Source organism: Shewanella sp. S1-58-MNA-CIBAN-0166, assembly GCF_040310085.1.
Classification (GTDB): Bacteria; Pseudomonadota; Gammaproteobacteria; order Enterobacterales; family Shewanellaceae; genus Shewanella.
Genome location: NZ_JBEOPN010000024.1, coordinates 52,783 through 70,580, shown reverse-complemented (window position 1 = coordinate 70,580; position 17,798 = coordinate 52,783). Strand labels below are relative to the sequence as shown.

15 protein-coding genes are annotated in these 17,798 nt (G+C 41.3%); 12 read left to right on the top strand and 3 right to left on the bottom strand.

Annotated elements, in window-relative coordinates:
* The first annotated feature begins 115 nt into the window (after nt 1–115).
* From AAEY99_RS14840 to AAEY99_RS14830, 3 genes are all read left to right on the top strand, one after another.
* Nucleotides 116–1,585 carry an ATP-binding cassette domain-containing protein gene (locus AAEY99_RS14840; RefSeq protein ID WP_351010997.1) on the top strand — a complete coding sequence of 490 codons (1,470 nt, stop codon included), beginning with the start codon at nt 116–118 and terminating at the stop codon, nt 1,583–1,585.
* A 222-nt stretch (nt 1,586–1,807) separates the two neighbouring features.
* Nucleotides 1,808–2,353 (top strand): thioredoxin family protein, encoded by a 546-nt coding sequence (locus AAEY99_RS14835; protein ID WP_351010996.1) that lies wholly within the window; start codon nt 1,808–1,810, stop codon nt 2,351–2,353.
* A gap of 338 nt (nt 2,354–2,691) precedes the next feature.
* A complete protein-coding gene (locus AAEY99_RS14830; protein WP_350979453.1) occupies nt 2,692–3,348 on the top strand; it encodes a nitroreductase family protein in 657 nt (218 codons plus the stop codon).
* 119 nt (nt 3,349–3,467) lie between these two features.
* Here the strand turns inward: AAEY99_RS14830 and AAEY99_RS14825 are convergent, their stop codons facing one another.
* Nucleotides 3,468–4,757 (bottom strand): alpha/beta fold hydrolase, encoded by a 1,290-nt coding sequence (locus tag AAEY99_RS14825; RefSeq protein WP_351010994.1) that lies wholly within the window; start codon nt 4,755–4,757, stop codon nt 3,468–3,470.
* Between the two features lie 276 nt (nt 4,758–5,033).
* Here AAEY99_RS14825 and AAEY99_RS14820 point away from each other — a divergent pair, with 276 nt between their 5' ends.
* The 9 genes from AAEY99_RS14820 to AAEY99_RS14780 all read left to right on the top strand — a co-directional run bounded on the left by AAEY99_RS14820 (nt 5,034) and on the right by AAEY99_RS14780 (nt 16,415).
* Nucleotides 5,034–5,678 carry an MBL fold metallo-hydrolase gene (locus AAEY99_RS14820; protein ID WP_101086738.1) on the top strand — a complete coding sequence of 215 codons (645 nt, stop codon included), beginning with the start codon at nt 5,034–5,036 and terminating at the stop codon, nt 5,676–5,678.
* A gap of 123 nt (nt 5,679–5,801) precedes the next feature.
* Entirely contained in the window at nt 5,802–6,824 is a 1,023-nt protein-coding gene (locus AAEY99_RS14815) for an XdhC family protein (protein ID WP_351010993.1), read from the top strand.
* Nucleotides 6,825–6,845: 21 nt separating this feature from the next.
* Nucleotides 6,846–7,454: a nucleotidyltransferase family protein gene (locus AAEY99_RS14810; RefSeq protein WP_351010991.1), complete on the top strand. Its 609-nt coding sequence runs from the start codon at nt 6,846–6,848 to the stop codon at nt 7,452–7,454.
* A gap of 2 nt (nt 7,455–7,456) precedes the next feature.
* Entirely contained in the window at nt 7,457–7,909 is a 453-nt protein-coding gene (locus AAEY99_RS14805) for a (2Fe-2S)-binding protein (RefSeq protein WP_101086741.1), read from the top strand.
* 2 nt (nt 7,910–7,911) lie between these two features.
* Nucleotides 7,912–10,155, top strand: coding sequence for a xanthine dehydrogenase family protein molybdopterin-binding subunit (locus tag AAEY99_RS14800; protein ID WP_182744981.1), 2,244 nt, complete (start codon nt 7,912–7,914; stop codon nt 10,153–10,155).
* A gap of 258 nt (nt 10,156–10,413) precedes the next feature.
* Complete coding sequence (locus AAEY99_RS14795; RefSeq protein WP_101086743.1) at nt 10,414–11,859, top strand: methyl-accepting chemotaxis protein; 1,446 nt, start codon at nt 10,414–10,416, stop codon at nt 11,857–11,859.
* 256 nt (nt 11,860–12,115) lie between these two features.
* Entirely contained in the window at nt 12,116–12,790 is a 675-nt protein-coding gene (locus tag AAEY99_RS14790) for a cupredoxin domain-containing protein (protein ID WP_351010989.1), read from the top strand.
* Nucleotides 12,791–12,792: 2 nt separating this feature from the next.
* On the top strand, nt 12,793–15,126 hold the full coding sequence (locus AAEY99_RS14785) for an EAL domain-containing protein (RefSeq protein ID WP_101086744.1): 2,334 nt from the start codon (nt 12,793–12,795) through the stop codon (nt 15,124–15,126).
* Nucleotides 15,127–15,179: 53 nt separating this feature from the next.
* Nucleotides 15,180–16,415 carry a hypothetical protein gene (locus AAEY99_RS14780; RefSeq protein WP_351000042.1) on the top strand — a complete coding sequence of 412 codons (1,236 nt, stop codon included), beginning with the start codon at nt 15,180–15,182 and terminating at the stop codon, nt 16,413–16,415.
* A gap of 246 nt (nt 16,416–16,661) precedes the next feature.
* On the opposite strand, the gene xthA is transcribed toward AAEY99_RS14780, so the two are convergent.
* Nucleotides 16,662–17,468, bottom strand: coding sequence for an exodeoxyribonuclease III (gene xthA / locus AAEY99_RS14775; protein ID WP_101086746.1), 807 nt, complete (start codon nt 17,466–17,468; stop codon nt 16,662–16,664).
* Nucleotides 17,468–17,767: a YciI family protein gene (locus AAEY99_RS14770; protein WP_101086747.1), complete on the bottom strand. Its 300-nt coding sequence runs from the start codon at nt 17,765–17,767 to the stop codon at nt 17,468–17,470. The genes xthA and AAEY99_RS14770 overlap by 1 nt, the downstream gene beginning before the upstream one ends.
* Nucleotides 17,768–17,798 lie beyond the last annotated feature (31 nt).

The following is a 17,798-nucleotide window of genomic DNA, read 5'->3' as shown; positions in this document are numbered from 1 at the left end:
AGAACATAAAATGTTCTGCTTTTTGTCGATTTTTTTTAGTCTCTTATGAGACACTCAAGTGATAAATCGACTTGATTAAACCTAGTTCAGGTTAAATATTAGGATAAGTGGCAAGATGGAAATCAGATTTACGCAGTTGCAGTGTTGTTCATCGAGTGTCACTATCGATATTGATGATTGGGTGATTGAATCACAACAATCTTGGGGGGTATTTAGCACCGAAGGTGATGTCGGTGCATTACTTGGTCAGTTATTAACCCAACAAGTTGATGCACAAACCTTAACGTATAGTGGCGATATTAGCGGTGTCACGCCAGCTTGTGTGGCATTGGTGTCATTGCTTGAGCAACAATCACTGCTTGAAGCTATTTTACAGCAAGATGACAGCGAGTCACTGGGATATACCGATCCTAAAACGACCGTGTTTGGGGTTGTTTTTAATCAATGCCATGACAATGACTTAACCCATCAATTGCTGCAGCAATTAGATTTAACGCATTTAAGCTTAAGTCCTTTTGCTCAATTGTCTACCGGTGAAGGCCGCCGAGTCATGCTTGCCCGTGCAGTAGCAACCCAAGTGCCTTTTTTAGTGCTCGACGAACCTTATGCAGGTCTTGATGTTGCACACAGACAGACCCTGACTAAATATTTACAACAATTATCTCAAACCAAACAGATACTGGTCGTGGTGTCGCGTGAAGAAGATATGCCAGATTGGATTGAACATGTTGCTATGTTTAGTCATGGTAAATTAGACACTATGATGACCAAATCACAGTGGGATAACCATCCTGTTATTGCCCAGTTAACGGCGCAAGCGGGTCAACAAAGTGATGATATATTGGCGCTAATTCGTCGTCACAGACACAAGCCATTATTTGCTAACCCGGTTTTTCAGTTAAACAATGGACGAGTGGCTTACAGCGATAAAGTGATTTTTTCGGGCGTGAACTGGCGTATTGATAATGGCGTGCATTGGCAAGTAAAAGGGCCAAATGGTTGCGGTAAGAGTACTTTGCTTGGGCTTATTTTTGGCGACCATCCACAATGTTACAGCAACGACATTGATATTTTTGGCAAAAAAAGAGGGTCTGGCGAAAGTATTTGGGAAATTAAAAAACACATCGGTATGGTGTCTTCGGCATTACATCAGCAATATCGGGTTAACTGTAGCGCACTGGATGTGATTGTTTCTGGTTTTTATGATTCTATTGGTTTGTATCAAAAACCGACGGCACAACAAATATCTGTCGCTACAGAATGGTTGGCCATTTTACACATGGGCCATTTAAGTAAAACCGCTTTTCGACAATTAGAATATGGCCAACAACGCTTATTACTCATTGCTCGCGCCATAGTGAAACAACCCACCTTATTGATCCTCGATGAGCCTTATCAAGGTTTGGATTATTTGGGACGCCGACTGATTAAAAATGCCCTTGAACTCATTGCCAAAGAACACTTAAGTCAATTGTTGTATGTCTCGCATTATCAAGAAGATAGCCTAGACAGTATTCAGCATTATATTGAGTTTGTGCAAGATGAAAACCAAGATGGTTATCGGGCGGTGGTTTCTCAGGGGTAATTCCATCGTGTTTAAAGAGTCTCTAAATAGCTAACTTAGGTTGGCTATTTTTGTTTGTGAGTTTATTTTCTAATAATAATTGATAATGTTTCAATTATTATGCTGTATATGGCGATTAAACTTTTGTATATCATAACCACATTAACGCCGATAGCCTTGAATATTGAGTGAATTGAGCTGTAATAGGGCTATAGACATACAGCGACACGCTTAAGGAAACTGATGCTACTTGATACACCCATTTGCGATTATGGCTGGAAAGCCCCAGATTTCACCTTGAAAGATGCCAATGGTAATGCTTTTACCATGAGTGAGCACTTAGGAGAAAAGGGCTTATTAATTATGTTTATTTGTAATCATTGTCCTTATGTTAAAACCATTGCGACGCGTTTAACTGCGGATACAAAGCAATTAATGGCTGAAGGCATCAATGTGTTAGCGGTCATGTCTAATGATTATCATGATGTTGAGGCCGACTCGCCGCAAAATATGCTGCGTTTTGCCAAGCAACATGGTTTTGAATTTGCTTATTTAGTGGATGAAGATCAGCAAGTGGCTAAGCAATATGGTGCAGTGTGCACTCCTGACTTTTTTGGTTTTAATCATTTCGGTGAATTGCAATATCGTGGCCGCTTAGATGATGCCCGTTTGCAAGATGCGCCGAACAGAGAACCTGAACTACTACAAGCCATGCAAATGATTGCTGCAATAGGCAAAGGGCCTAAACAACAAACAGCCAGCATGGGTTGCTCTATTAAATGGCGATAAGCCATTTTTGTTAGCTATAAATTTAATGAGCTATAAACCTTGAAAAATTGTTTTTAAGCACAATAGTAATGCAAAGAAATTTCTAAGTTAACTGTGTTGTTAACTAATTGTATTTATTGTTAATTTGTATTTTGTTTTTTTGAGTTTAGTTTGAGTTTAGTTTGAGTTTAGTTTGAGTTTAGTTTGAGTTTAGTTTGAGTTTAGTTTGAGTTTTAGATGTTATTTACGACCAATGGTTGTGACTAACAAGGTTAGTTACTCGATGATATTAATCAACAGCATTAATCAATGTCGTTAACTGCCAGTCCTTTTAATGATTGTTAAAATCGAGATATCACATGACCAATGCCATTATTGCTGATTTAGAAAAACGTTACACTGCCAAACGCTATGATGCGACTAAACGCGTGCCTAAAGAAGATTTAGCCGTGATTTATGACGCTATGGTGTTATCGCCGTCATCAATTAACTCTCAACCATGGAAATTTATCGTGATTGAAAGTGACGAAGCCAAGCAACGTTTACATGACTCTTATGCTAATAAGTTTCAGTTTAATCAACCGCATGCTAAAACGGCTTCACATACTATATTGTTTGCATATAACCCTAAGTATACCCGCGAAGACTATGCCAAAGTGGTAGATCAAGGCATTATTGATGGCCGTACTAAGCCTGAAGATCGCGAAGCTGCATTTGGTGGGTACGCATTTGTAGATTTAAACACTGATGAAGCGGGTAATAATGCGGCTTGGACTAAGTCACAAACCTATTTAGCATTAGGTAACACTATGCATACGCTAGCGCGTCTTGGTATCGACTCTACGCCAATGGAAGGTGTTGATAGTGAAATGCTAGGCCAAATATTTGCTAAAGAGCTGGACGGTTATGTGTGTGAAGTTGCATTAGCATTTGGTTATCATCATTCAGATGAAGACTACAACGCCAAGTTACCAAAATCTCGTTTAAACATTGAGCAAGTATTACAAGTTTTATAATTGATAAGTCGCTATTTACGCGACTGATATTAATGAAAAAGGGGCATAAGAGTAATCTTATGCCCCTTTTTTTATGTTATTGAAGCTAAAAGCTGAACACGTTGACCAGTATTGAGTCACTAGCGTAAACAGTGGCCACGATTGAGGCTGATCAATTTATCGAGTACGCGTTCGCCGTCCATACGAATACCATTGTGCTCATATTCTGATGTGAGCCAGTACTTAAGGTTAGCCACTTTTTTAGTGGTTTCTAAACTGTATTGCATTTCGACAAACATATCTTCGCTGTATATCGCGGCTGCAACCGGGACTTTATTATTCGCCAGTTTCTCTAGGTCATATAACGCAGGCCAGTCTTTTTTCGCTGCGATAAGTTCAGCGGCTTGTTGCAGTGGAATGAGTTGTTCAAATTGGGCAAACATCCACGGATAGACCATTTCGCCAGTGAACAATAATGGTTTGTCAGGACGATAGTTAAATTGGCTGTATTGTGCTCGTACTCTGTATGCGGCCCAAGCTGATGCTTGTTGCTGACAATAAATAGACTCATGCATTAATGCAAAAATAGGGTTGGTGTTATAGTCGAGAAATTGACTGAACTGATGTAAAAAAAGTGGATTAATGTCGATACCATGCGGCGTTTCAATTAACGCTTGTTCAAGCAGATAGTAAACCGCTTCAGGGCCTTGTTCCATACCGATATTAATGCCTAGCAACTGCAACATTTCGACCGTGAGTTGCTCGCCAGTGGCTAAGTAGACTTTGTTTTCGTAAAGGTATTTTGCTAAGTCATCGACTAAGGTGCGTGCATCACTAAAACGCTTGAAAAAGTCATTGTTTTTGGCGATGACACGTTGATAAGTGGCTTGATAAACCTCTTCGGCAGGGCGGTCTAGTGAAGGAATACCACCAGTAATGTATGCCTCTTTTAGGCCTTCTGGCGCAGCAGACAAATAATGCAATACACAAAACCCACCAAAACTTTGGCCTAAAATACTCCAAGGTTGGTCTGGCGATAATTTTGCGCGAATATACTCCGCATCTCGAACAATATTGTCTGCACGGAAAAAGCTTAGGTAGTCCGCTTGGTCTGTTGAACTCATGTAGCTTAAGCTGGTGGCATTAACTGGGCTTGATAGTCCGGTGCCCCGTTGATCGAGTAATAATACTCTATATTCAGTTAACGCACGTTTTATCCAACCGTTATTGCTGATCGGTCTGACGGCACCAAATCCTGGCCCACCTTGAAAAAACACTAAATAAGGCAACTTTTTATGTTGGTTCTCAACGCTGACAATTTCCCGAGCGAAAACTGTAATCTGTTTACTTGGACTTTGTTGATAGTCTAACGGCACAGAGAAAAAGTGCTTACGAGCAACAATGTCTGCTAAGGTGAGTTCTGTGTGCATATAATGCCTATTCAGTGTTGATTAATGGGACAGCAAATTTCTTCAAACTCTGATGTACCGGTGCTATTTTTTGGTGCTAGAGGCGCATCTATATGGTTTGACTCATACGGTGTTTGGGCACTTATTTAGGCGCGAATGGTACTATTTTATGAGCCATCTTAACGATTAACAATCGGTAACTCGATGGAAATCACATTAAATAGGTATCTAGATCAAATCTGCCTAGGTAAAATTAACTGATAATTAACCGAATGATCATAAAGAACGAGGTTGTCGATGAAGTATCAAATCATCCCCGTAACGCCTTTTCAGCAAAATTGTAGTGTTATATGGTGCGAAAAGACCTTAAAGGCTGCGGTTGTTGATCCTGGTGGCAATATTGACCGAATTTTAGCTGAGGTGGCTAAGTTAGGGTTAAGTGTTGAACAAATATTATTAACCCATGGTCATATAGATCATGTTGGTGGAGCAGCTGAATTAGCCAAAAAATTAGCTATTCCGATTATAGGCCCGCACATAGCGGATAAATTTTGGTTAGAAAATTTAGTTAAACAAAGTCAAAACTTTGGTTTTCCACGCGCTGAAGCTTTTGAGCCGAATCAGTACCTTAATGAAGGTGATGAGGTGAGTGTGGGAGAACAACATTTACAGGTGTTGCATTGTCCAGGGCATACACCCGGACACATTGTTTTTTATGATAAAATGGCTGATTTAGCTTGGGTTGGCGATGTGCTTTTTAGAGGCTCAATTGGTCGAACTGATTTTCCGCAATCTAATCATCAAGATTTACTTCACTCCATTACCACCAAATTATGGCCATTAGGGCTCAATGTCAGTTTTATTCCCGGTCATGGGCCTATGTCGACGTTCGCTGATGAGCGACAACATAACCCTTTTGTTGCCGATCAGTTATTTGATTAACAATTTGTTATGTGATCAGGTCATTGAGGTTATTTATTAATAAGTTGAAACCATTGATTCTTTGCATTGTAAACGCAGTCTGTTAGCTTAAGATAATGCGTTTACAAATGATGGACAGCCAACATGGTTCAACACCTCGTTGATTTACTCGATACCTGGTTACCTTCTTATCAAGAAGACTGGGTACTCGCCGTTCTTACCCAAGTACAAGGGTCTTCTTACCGCAAACCTGGCGCCATAATGCTATTTCATCCAATGGGTAAAAGCCTAGGGATGTTAAGTGGTGGTTGTCTTGAGGCGGATTTACGTCGTCACGCCCAACGTGCGATTCAAACTCAGCAAGTTATTCAGTTAACCTATGACGCAACCGATGAGTCTGATACCAGTTATCAGCTGGGCTGTGGTGGTATTGTTAATATCATGATGGTGTCGTTAAATAAATCGAACAATTATCTTGGTTTGGTGAGTGTCCATGACGCCTTAATGCGTGGTCATGCAGGTGTGTATCAAATTGATGTTGTTGCAGATGGCACGCCGGTCAATAAACTAAGTGGTCACTTTGTCGAACAAGACGCCGAGCTATCAACATCTGTCACTCTCAAGAGTAAAACTCGCGCAGTAGTCGATCAAGATAATACTGTGTTGCATATTCCAGTTAGACCACCAGTACACATTGGTATTTTTGGTGGTGGCTTAGATGCACAACCTATTGCACAAATGGCGCAAACACTTGGTTGGAAAGTCAGTGTGTTTGATGAACGTACTGCTTATGCGCGTACTTATGATTTTCCTGGATGTCAGATCATCAAGAAACCAACAGCAGAAGTGTCTACAACACTTTTGGCTAGTTTAGATGCCGCCTTTGTGATGAGCCATAATTTACAAATTGATGCTAAAACATTACAGGTACTCCAAACCATACCTTTGGCTTATATTTCGTTATTGGGTCCTACCCATCGTCGTGACAAGGTGTTGAGCATGGCTGAACTCAGTGTCGATGATTTTAGTGGCTATTTTTCGGCACCTGCAGGGTTAGCATTAGGCGGCGAGTTGCCTGGTTCGGTTGGGCTCAGTATATTATCCCAATGCCATGGCGTGCTGTATCAAAGTCAGTTAACCAGCCTTGACACGGTGATGTTGTCATAAACTCTCAGAGTACATGCATTCATGAAGCCTAAAATTGTTACTGTAATCTTAGCCGCTGGCGCTAGCAGCCGTTTTAACGGTGCTAAAATTGTCGCCAAAGTACAAGGCGAACTAAGCTTACTTGAGCATTGCCTGCAGACTCTCGATCGCGTCACCACCGCAGTGGGTATCGCCCCAGCGGTGGTAATATTAGGTGCACATCAAACGGATGAAGTATTGGCGATCACTGCGGATCATCATCGGCTCATCAATGATAATTGGCAGTTAGGCTTATCAAGCTCGGTAAAACTTGCAGGGCGTTATGCTCAAAGCCAACAAGCGGATGCAATGTTAATCGTATTAGCCGACCAAGTGGCTTTGCAAGAGACAGAGTATTTGCAATTGATAGAAGCTTATATTCGTAATAACTTAACTACTTGCGCTTTTTACCTGCAAAATGTGGGTGTTCCAGCTATTTTTTTAGCTGAAGATATTAATGTTTTGATGTCGATTGATGGCGATAAAGGTGCTAAAAGCATTTTAAAACAACATGATAAAAATAATAGCTTGAACGTTGTTCAGATGGAACAAGCGCAATTTGATATTGATACACCAGCTGACTTAGCTCGTTGGTTAGATAATAAGGATTAATTATGACAACCCCAACACAAAAACTGATGGTAAATGGAAAGGATTTCACCCTCGATGCTGACCCTAATATGCCCGTTCTTTGGGCATTGCGTGACATATTAGGCCTAACTGGCACCAAATTTGGTTGTGGCGCAGGGCTTTGTGGGGCATGCACTATTCATGTTGACGGTAGTCCTATGCGCGGGTGTTTAACCAGTTTAAAACAAGTACAAGGCAAGCAAGTTACCACTATTGAAGGTCTTGAGGCTGAAAAGTTAAAGCAAGCTTGGTTAGAACATAATGTACCGCAATGTGGTTATTGTCAGGCGGGGCAGTTAATGTCTGCTGCTGCGTTATTAACCTCGACGCCCAAACCTACTGAAACACAAATAGCCGATGCCATGTCGGGTAATATTTGTCGTTGTGGGACTTATCCACGGATAAAAGCCGCTATTCAATCGGCTTCGGAGGCGTGATCATGACCACATTCACAGCAGTTGAAAATATTAGTCGTCGTAACGTATTAAAGATATTTGGTGCAGTCGGTGGTGGATTAGCGTTAGGCGCAACAGGCTTAAGTTGGAGCCCAATGGCGTTAGCTCAAGACAAGCAAGCAATGATGAACTTGTTTGTGGCCATTGGGGAAGATAATAAGGTGTATTTGACTTGTCATCGATCTGAGATGGGACAAGGGATCCGAACGGGCATACCACAAATTTTAGCTGATGAATTGGAAGCTGATTGGGATAAGGTTGTCGTGGTTCAAGGTTTAGCAGATAAACGTTACGGCAGCCAAAATACCGATGGTAGCCGCAGTATCCGTAAGCATTATCAACGTATGCGCCAAATGGGCGCAACCGCCAGAACCATGCTTGAACAAGCCGCAGCACAAATATGGCAAGTTCCAGTGACTGAAGTGTACGCTAAAGCTCATAAAGTCCATCACAAAGGCAGTAAAAAGAGTCTTACTTACGGTGAGTTAGCACTAGTTGCAGCGACATTAGCGATGCCAGAGTTAGATTCGGTTGTGCTCAAGCCCGAAAGTGAATTCACTCATATCGGTCAATCCCACACCATTGTCGACATGGATGCGATGCTAACGGGTAAAGCAATATACGGATATGATATTAAACTCGATGGAATGTTGTATGCCAGTATCACTCGTCCGCCAGTGTTAGGCAGTGATGTGGTTAGTGTTGATGATGCAAAAGCCCGTAAGATTGCTGGGGTGGTTGATATTATTACTTTGCCAGTGCCTAAAGGTGCGCCATTATTCCAAGCTCTAGGTGGGGTTGCCGTGATTGCAACAAACAGCTGGAGTGCAATTGAAGCACGTAAAGCGTTAACCATTACCTGGTCTAAATCGATTAATGATAGTCATGACTCAGAGACATATTTGCAAGGCTTGGTCGAGCGAGTTAACCAACCGGGTAAAGTGATGCGTCAATTAGGTGAGTCTGTTACTGATTGGCCACAAGCTTCTACGGTTAAGGCCGTTTATACCGTTCCGTATTTAACTCATGCAATGATGGAGCCGCCAGTAGCAACGGCGAATGTGACGGCTGAAGGTTGCGAGTTGTGGGCTTCGAGCCAAACACCACAAAGTACCCAGCAAAATGTGGCAGGTGCGTTAGGGCTTAAAGAAGAGCAAGTTACGGTTAATGTGACTTTGTTGGGCGGTGGTTTTGGACGTAAATCTAAGCCGGACTTTAGTGTTGAAGCCGCTATTTTATCGCAAAAACTCAATAAGCCGATCAAAGTCTGCTGGAGTCGAGAAGACGAAATTCAAAACGGTTATTACCATGCGATCAGTGCACAGATGTATCAAGTTGCATTAGACAGCAATAAGATGCCGACAGCATTATTAGCGCGTACTGGTTTCCCTTCAATTAGTTCAACATTTGCCGAAGGTGTTGAATATCCTTCAGCTGGCGAACTTGATTTAGGTTTTAGCGATGTACCGCTAGCCCTTAAAAATATCCAACTTGAAGCCGTTAAAGCTCCTGCACACACTCGTATAGGTTGGATGCGATCAGTATGTAATATTCAACATGCTTTTGGTATTGGCAGTTTTGTCGACGAAATAGCGGTAAATGCTAACAAACCCTGTGTGCAAATGTGGCGTGATTTATTAGGTCCATCTCGAATTGAGCCGTTTGAAAATCAAGCTTTTACTTATGGTAATTACGGTGAGGAGTTAGCGGATCATCCCGTTGATGTGGGCCGTTATCATAAGGTGTTAGATAAGTTAGAAGCGGTAATGGCAGATGCGCCTAAAGCGGCTGAAAACCAAGGTTGGGGTATGGCTGTTCATCGCAGTTTTGTTAGCTATGTTGCGGTAGCAACATTAGTTGAAGTGGTGGATAAACAGCTTAAAGTATTGAAATCCATAGCGGTGATTGACGCCGGTAGAGTGGTTAATCCTGATCGGGTTAAATCACAACTAGAAGGCGCAATCATTTTTGGGTTAAGTTTAGCCATGATGGGCGAAATCAGCTTTAAAGATGGCAAGGTTGAACAATCTAACTTCCATGATTATCCGTTATTGCGTTTACCGCAATGCCCTGATATTGAGACCTATATTATTGAGTCTACGGCAAAACCTGCCGGTGTTGGTGAGCCAGGCGTACCGCCTGTTGCACCGAGTTTAACCAATGCAATTTTTGCGGCCACGGGGATCAGATATCGCGATTTACCGCTTAATAAGTTTTTATCGATCTAGCCATTTTCGTGAGCTATAGCACTTAAGTTTTATTATCTTAAGCCGATAATAAATAAGCCAAATGCCTAAGTGTATGCGCACTTAGGCATTATTATTGTGTGCAAACAAAAAATTTAAAAATGTTGGTTATTGAATAGTAATTGAATCTGAATAATCAGACTCTTCTATAATATTAATTGGCGTTTGTGTGGGTGTTATTCGTTTATGTCGTTTTGTTCTCACTGTTGAGATAATGGCCAATTGCCTTAGGAAGCTTATATGAAGCAAATCCAGTTTAGAAAAATTGATGCAATCTTGATTAAATTCAGCCTAAATGGAAAATTTTGGGTGGTGTGTTCACTTGTGGCATTGATCACCAGTGTTGTAGCGCTAATGAATTACCAACAAACAAACGACTTAATTGAACAAACATCGTTACAACGTGTTAAAGCAAGTATTGAAAGTTATGCTTCGGTTGCTAATAATCAAGGTTTAGCAAATGATGCCCTTAAGCAATTTGCCCAAGAAAATCAATTGCAGTTATCTGGGCGCGACAATACGTTACGTAGCGGCGATGTAGTGACGGCATCGGCGAGTGTGGGCAACCAATTTTTAACGATGAGTCAAAATGTACAACCGTCGGAACAAGAGCCGTTAAGCCAAACTAGTTTTATGTTAATAATCGCATTGGTGGGTTTATTACCCTTATTTCAGTTGAGTTACTGGATCTCAACCTCATTAGGGGGAGGTTTATGGGAAATGTACATGGCAATCAAGCGTCTAGCTGACGGTGATTTAACCATGAGGTTAAACTTTTTTGGTACAGACGACTTCAGTTTAATCGCCAAAGATATTGATCGTTGCGCCGATAATATGAGTGAAATGGTCAGTGCTATCCGCAGTAATGCTGAAACCTTGGCTGTTGCCGCTAACGAGTTTAATCATCAAGCCAGTACCAACGACGAGCTGATTGATCAGCAACATCACTTTTTAGACTCAGTGGCACACGCCATGGATCAAATGACGGCCGCCATAGCCGATGTGTCACATCACGCGAGTGATACATCATTAAATACTAAGCAAAATGCAACGCAAATGGATCAAAGCCAAAGTAAGATTAACGATGCCGTCAAACGTATTAGCTATTTGTCTGAGCGTATCGCTGAAGCGTTTTCATCTGTCGAGCAGCTCTCCCGCGATGCCACCCAAATTAATGATGCTGTTACTACCATTGATAGTATTTCTGAACAAACCAATTTATTGGCATTAAATGCTGCCATTGAAGCGGCGCGTGCCGGGGAGCAAGGTCGTGGTTTTGCTGTGGTGGCGGACGAAGTGCGAACCCTTGCGGGGCGTACCCAAAAAGCCACCGTAGAAATTCAAAACATGATTGAAGGGTTGCAACAAGGTTCTAAAAAACTGACCAGTATTACCAATGTGATTGTTGCTGAAGCAGACCAAGGGAGTGCGAGCATTAAGGCGGTCGGTGATGATATTACTCATATGGCTGAGTCTATTAATGCGGTGTTCGATATGAGCAGCCAAATAGCCGCATCCGCGGAACAACAAAGCATGTCTGCGAGGGATATCGCCTCACAACTTAATCAAATTCGTCATCAATCGGAAACGATTCGCAGTACTTCCAAACAAGCTGGTGTATTAGCTAAAGATTTGAATCAATCGTCTAAAGGTTTAGCTGCGATTTTAAGTCAATATAAAATCTAGCGCTTACAGCCTTATCATTAAAGAGGAGATCGTTGATATATTTTTGATTAGCTTGAAATAAAGTACTAAGGTATCTGGTCTGTTACTAAGTTGTTAAGTGGTGGTTTAAGTGTATTGACTCTAATTAGTCGTCGAACACCACTTGAGTTAGTCGCATTATACTATTAGATATCTGTGAATAGCATGGTGTATGTGTCATCGCCACCTTATTGCGGCGCTTTATTGTGCTATTCGGCAAACATCATTAGGAGTATCAATGATTATTATCTCTACGCGCGTTTTTATAGCGCTGACCTTAAGCTGTGTATTATTGAGTACCTCTGCCGCGATCGCAGCACCGCAGAGTATTGCGGTGTTAAATGCCCAAGGCCAACCAGCACAAAACATGGTGGTGTATTTACTCCCCAGCGACCCTGCCAATATTGTTACCACCGTTGCTCCGCCAAAAGCTGAAGTTCATCAAAAAGATAAGCAGTTTTCTCCCTATATTACTGTTGTACAAAAAGGCAATGATGTGGCTTTTGTCAATGAAGATGATATTACTCATCATATTTTTTCTGCATTAGGGCCGAAGCGTTTTTCATTCAAACTTCGTCATCAGCAACAACAGCAAATATTGAGATTTGAGCAAACAGGGCATGTGTCTATGGGCTGCAATGTTCATGACTGGATGTCTGGACATTTATTGGTGGTCGACACCCCGTATTATGCTGTGACCAATTTAGAAGGGATAGTAACATTTGCGGATTTACCTGCTGATGACTTCAAGCTGGTTGTGTGGCATCCACAGCTAAAAATGCCTGATAATCAGCAAGTGAAAACTGTTCATTTCCCTAGAGATAACGCTATGACTATCACCTTACAGGCAGAATTTGATAATATTCCTAGCCAGCAAAGTTTAGATGAATTTGAATTTTTAGAAGGATACTAGTATTGCTATTTTTTAATCGGTTGCAAACTCGGATTTTTGCTTTTTTTGTATTGCTAATCATTGCCGTACTGAGTTTGTCTTTTTGGTTAACGTATCAATCTAATCAAAGGTTAGAGCAACAGTATGTGGCCAATCAACTTGAAGTAGCGAGTTTAGTTTTCGAGTCGCAATATGATAACCGAAATTATTATTTGGCTGCATTTGCCGCGACGGCCGCAAAGGATTTTGGTTTAAAAGATATCTTTATTGATGGCGATAATCGTAGTTTTCTAGTGGCGTTAAATAATCATCGCAGTCGGATTAATGCATCTTTAGCAATGGCGGTGTCTGCTGAAGGTAAAGTTATTGGCCAGCTGGTGGCTTCACAAGGTGAATTAGGTCGTGAAGCCGTTGCGCTGGGCTCGGAGCAGAACGAGGTGTTTCGATACAAGTTAGGTTCTGAATTTGAAACACTAAGTCCATTCTATTTATTAGATAATAAACTGTATCAAATTAAGTTTTCACCACTCACTAGTGGCGGTAATAGCGTTATCGGTTGGGTGGGTTTTGGGTTTCTTATCGATGATACCTTAGCTAATTCGTTGCAGAAGCTCACCGGCTTAAACAGCGGTTTTATGTTAACAACTGAAAGTAAAGTCACTGAAATTGGTCATTCAGGTCTGTCGTTGCCTGAAGATGAAAGCTCATTATTATCGCGTTATATCATTGAAGAGAAAACCAACCACGATTATATTCTCTGGAAGCAATCTTTAGGTGAAGTCGATGGTCAGTCTCTACATGCCTATATGTATAAATCACGCTCTGATTTGTTGGCTTCAATAGAGTCACAGTGGTTACAACAAGTTGCGGTGTTAGTCATGATGTTACCGGTGTCCTTACTGTTGGCGTTTTGGATATCGGGCAGTATCACTCGACCTATTACACAGTTAATTGCCCAGGCACGTTTTATCGCACAAGGTAATTATGATTCTAATGTGAGTGTCGATTCCAGTATTGAGCTACAGCAATTAGCCAATGAATTTACCTCGATGCAGCAAGCTATTCTACAACGAGAAAAAGCCATTGCTCATCAAGCCTATCATGACCCATTAACCAATTTAGGCAATCGTAATGAATTACAGCGCATGATTGAACCTTGGTTAGTATCGGGGTCAACCATGGGTCTGTGTTTAATTAATATTCGCCGTATGACTGAAATTAATGTCACTTTAGGTCACGCTGTAGGTGATGAAGTAATTAAAGAAGTGGCTAAACGTTTATGTGAGGTTAATCCCGATGCCTTAGCTTATCGATTGTCGGGTGATGAGTTCGTTTTAGCATTTAAGCATTGTGAACATCAATCGTTTGATGTGCTTCTCAAAAAGCTCCAAGATCAGATTGGCCAAGATTATCACTATCAAGATGTAATGTTACATTTGCAGTTTACTGCTGGTGTCAGTTTTTATCAGCCAAACGTAGATATTGTTACCCTGCTAAGACAAGCTGACACGGCTTTGCAGCACGCTAAAATAAATAAGCGTGATTATCAAATCTACGATGCCAATATCGATAAAAATAGCATTGAACGTTTTCAACTCATTAACGAGCTTAAAGTGGCGATTGAGCAAAATCAGTTAGTGCTTTACTACCAACCAAAATTAAACTTAGCCAAACAAAAAATTACCCATGTTGAAGCGTTAGTTCGCTGGGATCATCCCGCTAGAGGCATTATTCCACCGGATACGTTTATTCCTATCGCTGAAAAAACCATGCAAATGGATGCATTGACCCGCTGGGTGATTACCGAAGCGATGGCTCAATATCATCGTTGGCAATTACTGGGCATTGATATGTGTATAGCAGTAAATATTTCGGCTGAAAATTTAAAAGACGAGCAATTTTGCCACTGGGTCATTAATGCCCTCGCTGAGCATAATGTACCTGTTACCGCGATGACGTTAGAAATAACTGAAGATGCGGTGGTATCTGATCCCGAGCTGGCAATAAAACAGCTCACGTTATTGCGTCAAAATGGACTCACGTTATCAATAGATGACTATGGCACTGGCTATTCTTCATTGGCACAATTGAAACAGCTGCCGGTCGATGAACTTAAAATTGATAAGTCGTTTGTGCAAAAGTTACTTGAAAATGAAGCAGACCAAATCATTGTGCAATCGACGTTACAATTAGCTCATAATTTAGGCCTTAAAGTGGTTGCCGAAGGCATTGAAGACAAGGCTACTTTAGAATGGTTAACCAATCTAAACTGCGAAATGGGCCAAGGCTTTTATTTGTCGCGACCATTGCCTGAACAGCAGTTTAATGACTGGTTAGGGCAATCTGATTACCTGTAGGAGAATTGATTATTTGCGGCTTACGTACAAGGATAGTGTGTTGCTTACTGTGTGTGAGTAGCAGTATTTATGCCGAACCATTGGATAATGACGTGATTGGTCATGCAGATGTTGAGCATGATTTCAGTGGCGTGATAGATGTCCGTGTTGGTTATGCCGATAGCATCGATTCTTATTTGGATGGTGGATTGGGCAAGTTTGGCGTTAATAATGGCGCGCACTTAGCCTTATCACAACTGGGGTTAAGTTATCACAGCCAATGGGGCGATGCCTGGTCGAGTCGTATTGTGGCGAATGGATATGTTGATGGTATCAATAATGGGTTAGGTATCACTGAAGCCATTTTACGTTATCGGGATATTCCGAGTGAGCAAGGTATTCGGTTTGATGTTCAGTTTGGCTTGATGTATCCGCAAATATCGTTAGAAAATGTTGCTACCGCATGGGCATCACCTTTCACCTTAAACTATTCAACCATGAATAGTTGGCTGGCCGAAGAGGTTAGGCATATTGGCCTGTCGACAACGGTTGAATCATTAGGGAAATATCGGCAATCAGAGCATGATTTTTCGTTAACTGCAGAAGCCTTTATGTTTAACGATACCACCGGCGCGATGCTGGCTTGGCACGGTTGGACTCAAACCTCAAGACAAACATTAGTGCAAGAAACCATTCCCATCGCTGCCATTCCTGCAATGGAAGAGGGGGGTATGTTAGAGGCCCAAGCCGCTAACTCAGACCCTTTTACTGAACTTGACGACCGTATCGGTGGGCATGTACTCGCAAAGTGGACTTGGCGTAATAAAGGCAGTATTCAAGCGGGGTATTATGACAATAACGCCAATACGCATATTGTTAAGCAAGGTCAATATGTGTGGTTGACCCAGTTTGGTCATGTTGGCGCAAAATGGCGTTTGCCTTTTGGTGTCAGTTTAATCAGTCAATTTATGCAAGGAACCACCTTAATGACCAACACTGATGGTTATCCTGTGGTCGATAATGATTTTCAGTCGGGTTACGTGTTATTGAGTAAACGTTGGGACAAGCACAGATTAAGTTTAAGAGTTGAAGACTTTTCTGTTACCGATAATGATCTTACTCCTGAAGATAATAATAATGAAGATGGCCAATCATTGACCCTTGCATATCAATATCAACTCGATAGACCGTGGTTTATTCAATTTGAATACAATGCTGTTGATTCAACTCGTCCTGCTAGAGCGTATCTTAATGAATCGGTCGAACTGCTTGAGCAACAATGGCAAGTGTCTAGCCGTTACTTTTTTTAGTTAAGCCTACTGCAAGTTAATTCAATAAAGTTAGCAAGACAAAGTTAGCAAGATAGGGAGCAGTTTGAAAGGTGTTTATTATTCCAAGTTTAGGTTAGTTAACGGCTAATATGGGTTAACTACAAGCATGGGCTAATGGCTAATGCAGAGTTAACAATCATAAAAAAACGCTATGCTGTTAGGCATAGCGTTTTTTGTTCAAGCATCATGTCGTTTAATCTAAGGGTCAGTTAACATCCACTTAGATTAACTAAATGTGCTCCAAATTGGCGCATGGTCTGATGGTTTATCAATACCACGTAATTCGTAATCTACATCTGACTCAACTAAACGTGGCAACATTGACTCTGTGACCAGAATGACGTCAATTCGAAGTCCACGGTTATCATCAAAACCTTTACTACGATAATCAAACCATGAATAACGTTCAGTGCGAGTAGGGTGTAATTGACGGAAACTGTCGATAAAGCCCCATTGCTGTAAACGTGCTAACCATTCACGTTCTTCTGGTTGGAAACTACATTTACCGGTTTTTAACCAACGTTTGGCGTTAACCTCACCAATACCGATGTCTAAATCGGTTGGCGAAATATTAATGTCGCCAATAATCGCGATGTCTTCACTTGGATTGTGATGTTTATCTAAATGCAGCATTAAGTCTTGATAAAACTTGCGCTTAGCTGGATATTTCGTTTCGTGATGGATACTTTCACCTTGTGGGAAGTAACCATTAAAAACGGTTAATATACGGCCATTATCTTGTGTGAACTGACCAATAATAAGACGGCGTTGCGCGTCTTCATCATCGGTTTCATACCCTTTAATGATTTCAAGAGGTTCTGCTTTTGACAGCATAGCGACACCGTAATGTGCTTTGCCACCATGATAATGGACTTTGTACCCCATAGCCTCAACGTCAGCAACAGGAAAAGCTTCGTCATGTACTTTGGTTTCTTGTAAGCCAATTATATCGGGTGAATGACTGTCGATGAGAGCTTGCAGTTGATGCAAGCGAGCACGAATACCATTGATATTAAAAGAAACTATTTTCATTAAGGAAGCACTCGTTTAAATGGCTTAACGATAACGCTTTTGTACACGCCAGCACCAATATAAGGATCCACATCTGCCCAAGCTTGTGCATCTTCTAATGAAGGGAAATCAGCAACCACTAATGACCCTGTGAAACCCGCTTCACCAGGATTTTCATTATCAATAGCAGGATGTGGTCCAGCGGTTAATAAACGGCCTTCATCGGCTAAAACTTGTAAACGGGCTAAATGTTCAGCACGAACAGATAAACGTTTTTCTAAACTGTTTTCAATATCTTGAGATGAAATCATATACCACATATAGCTGCTTCCTTTATTTGATTTTACATAA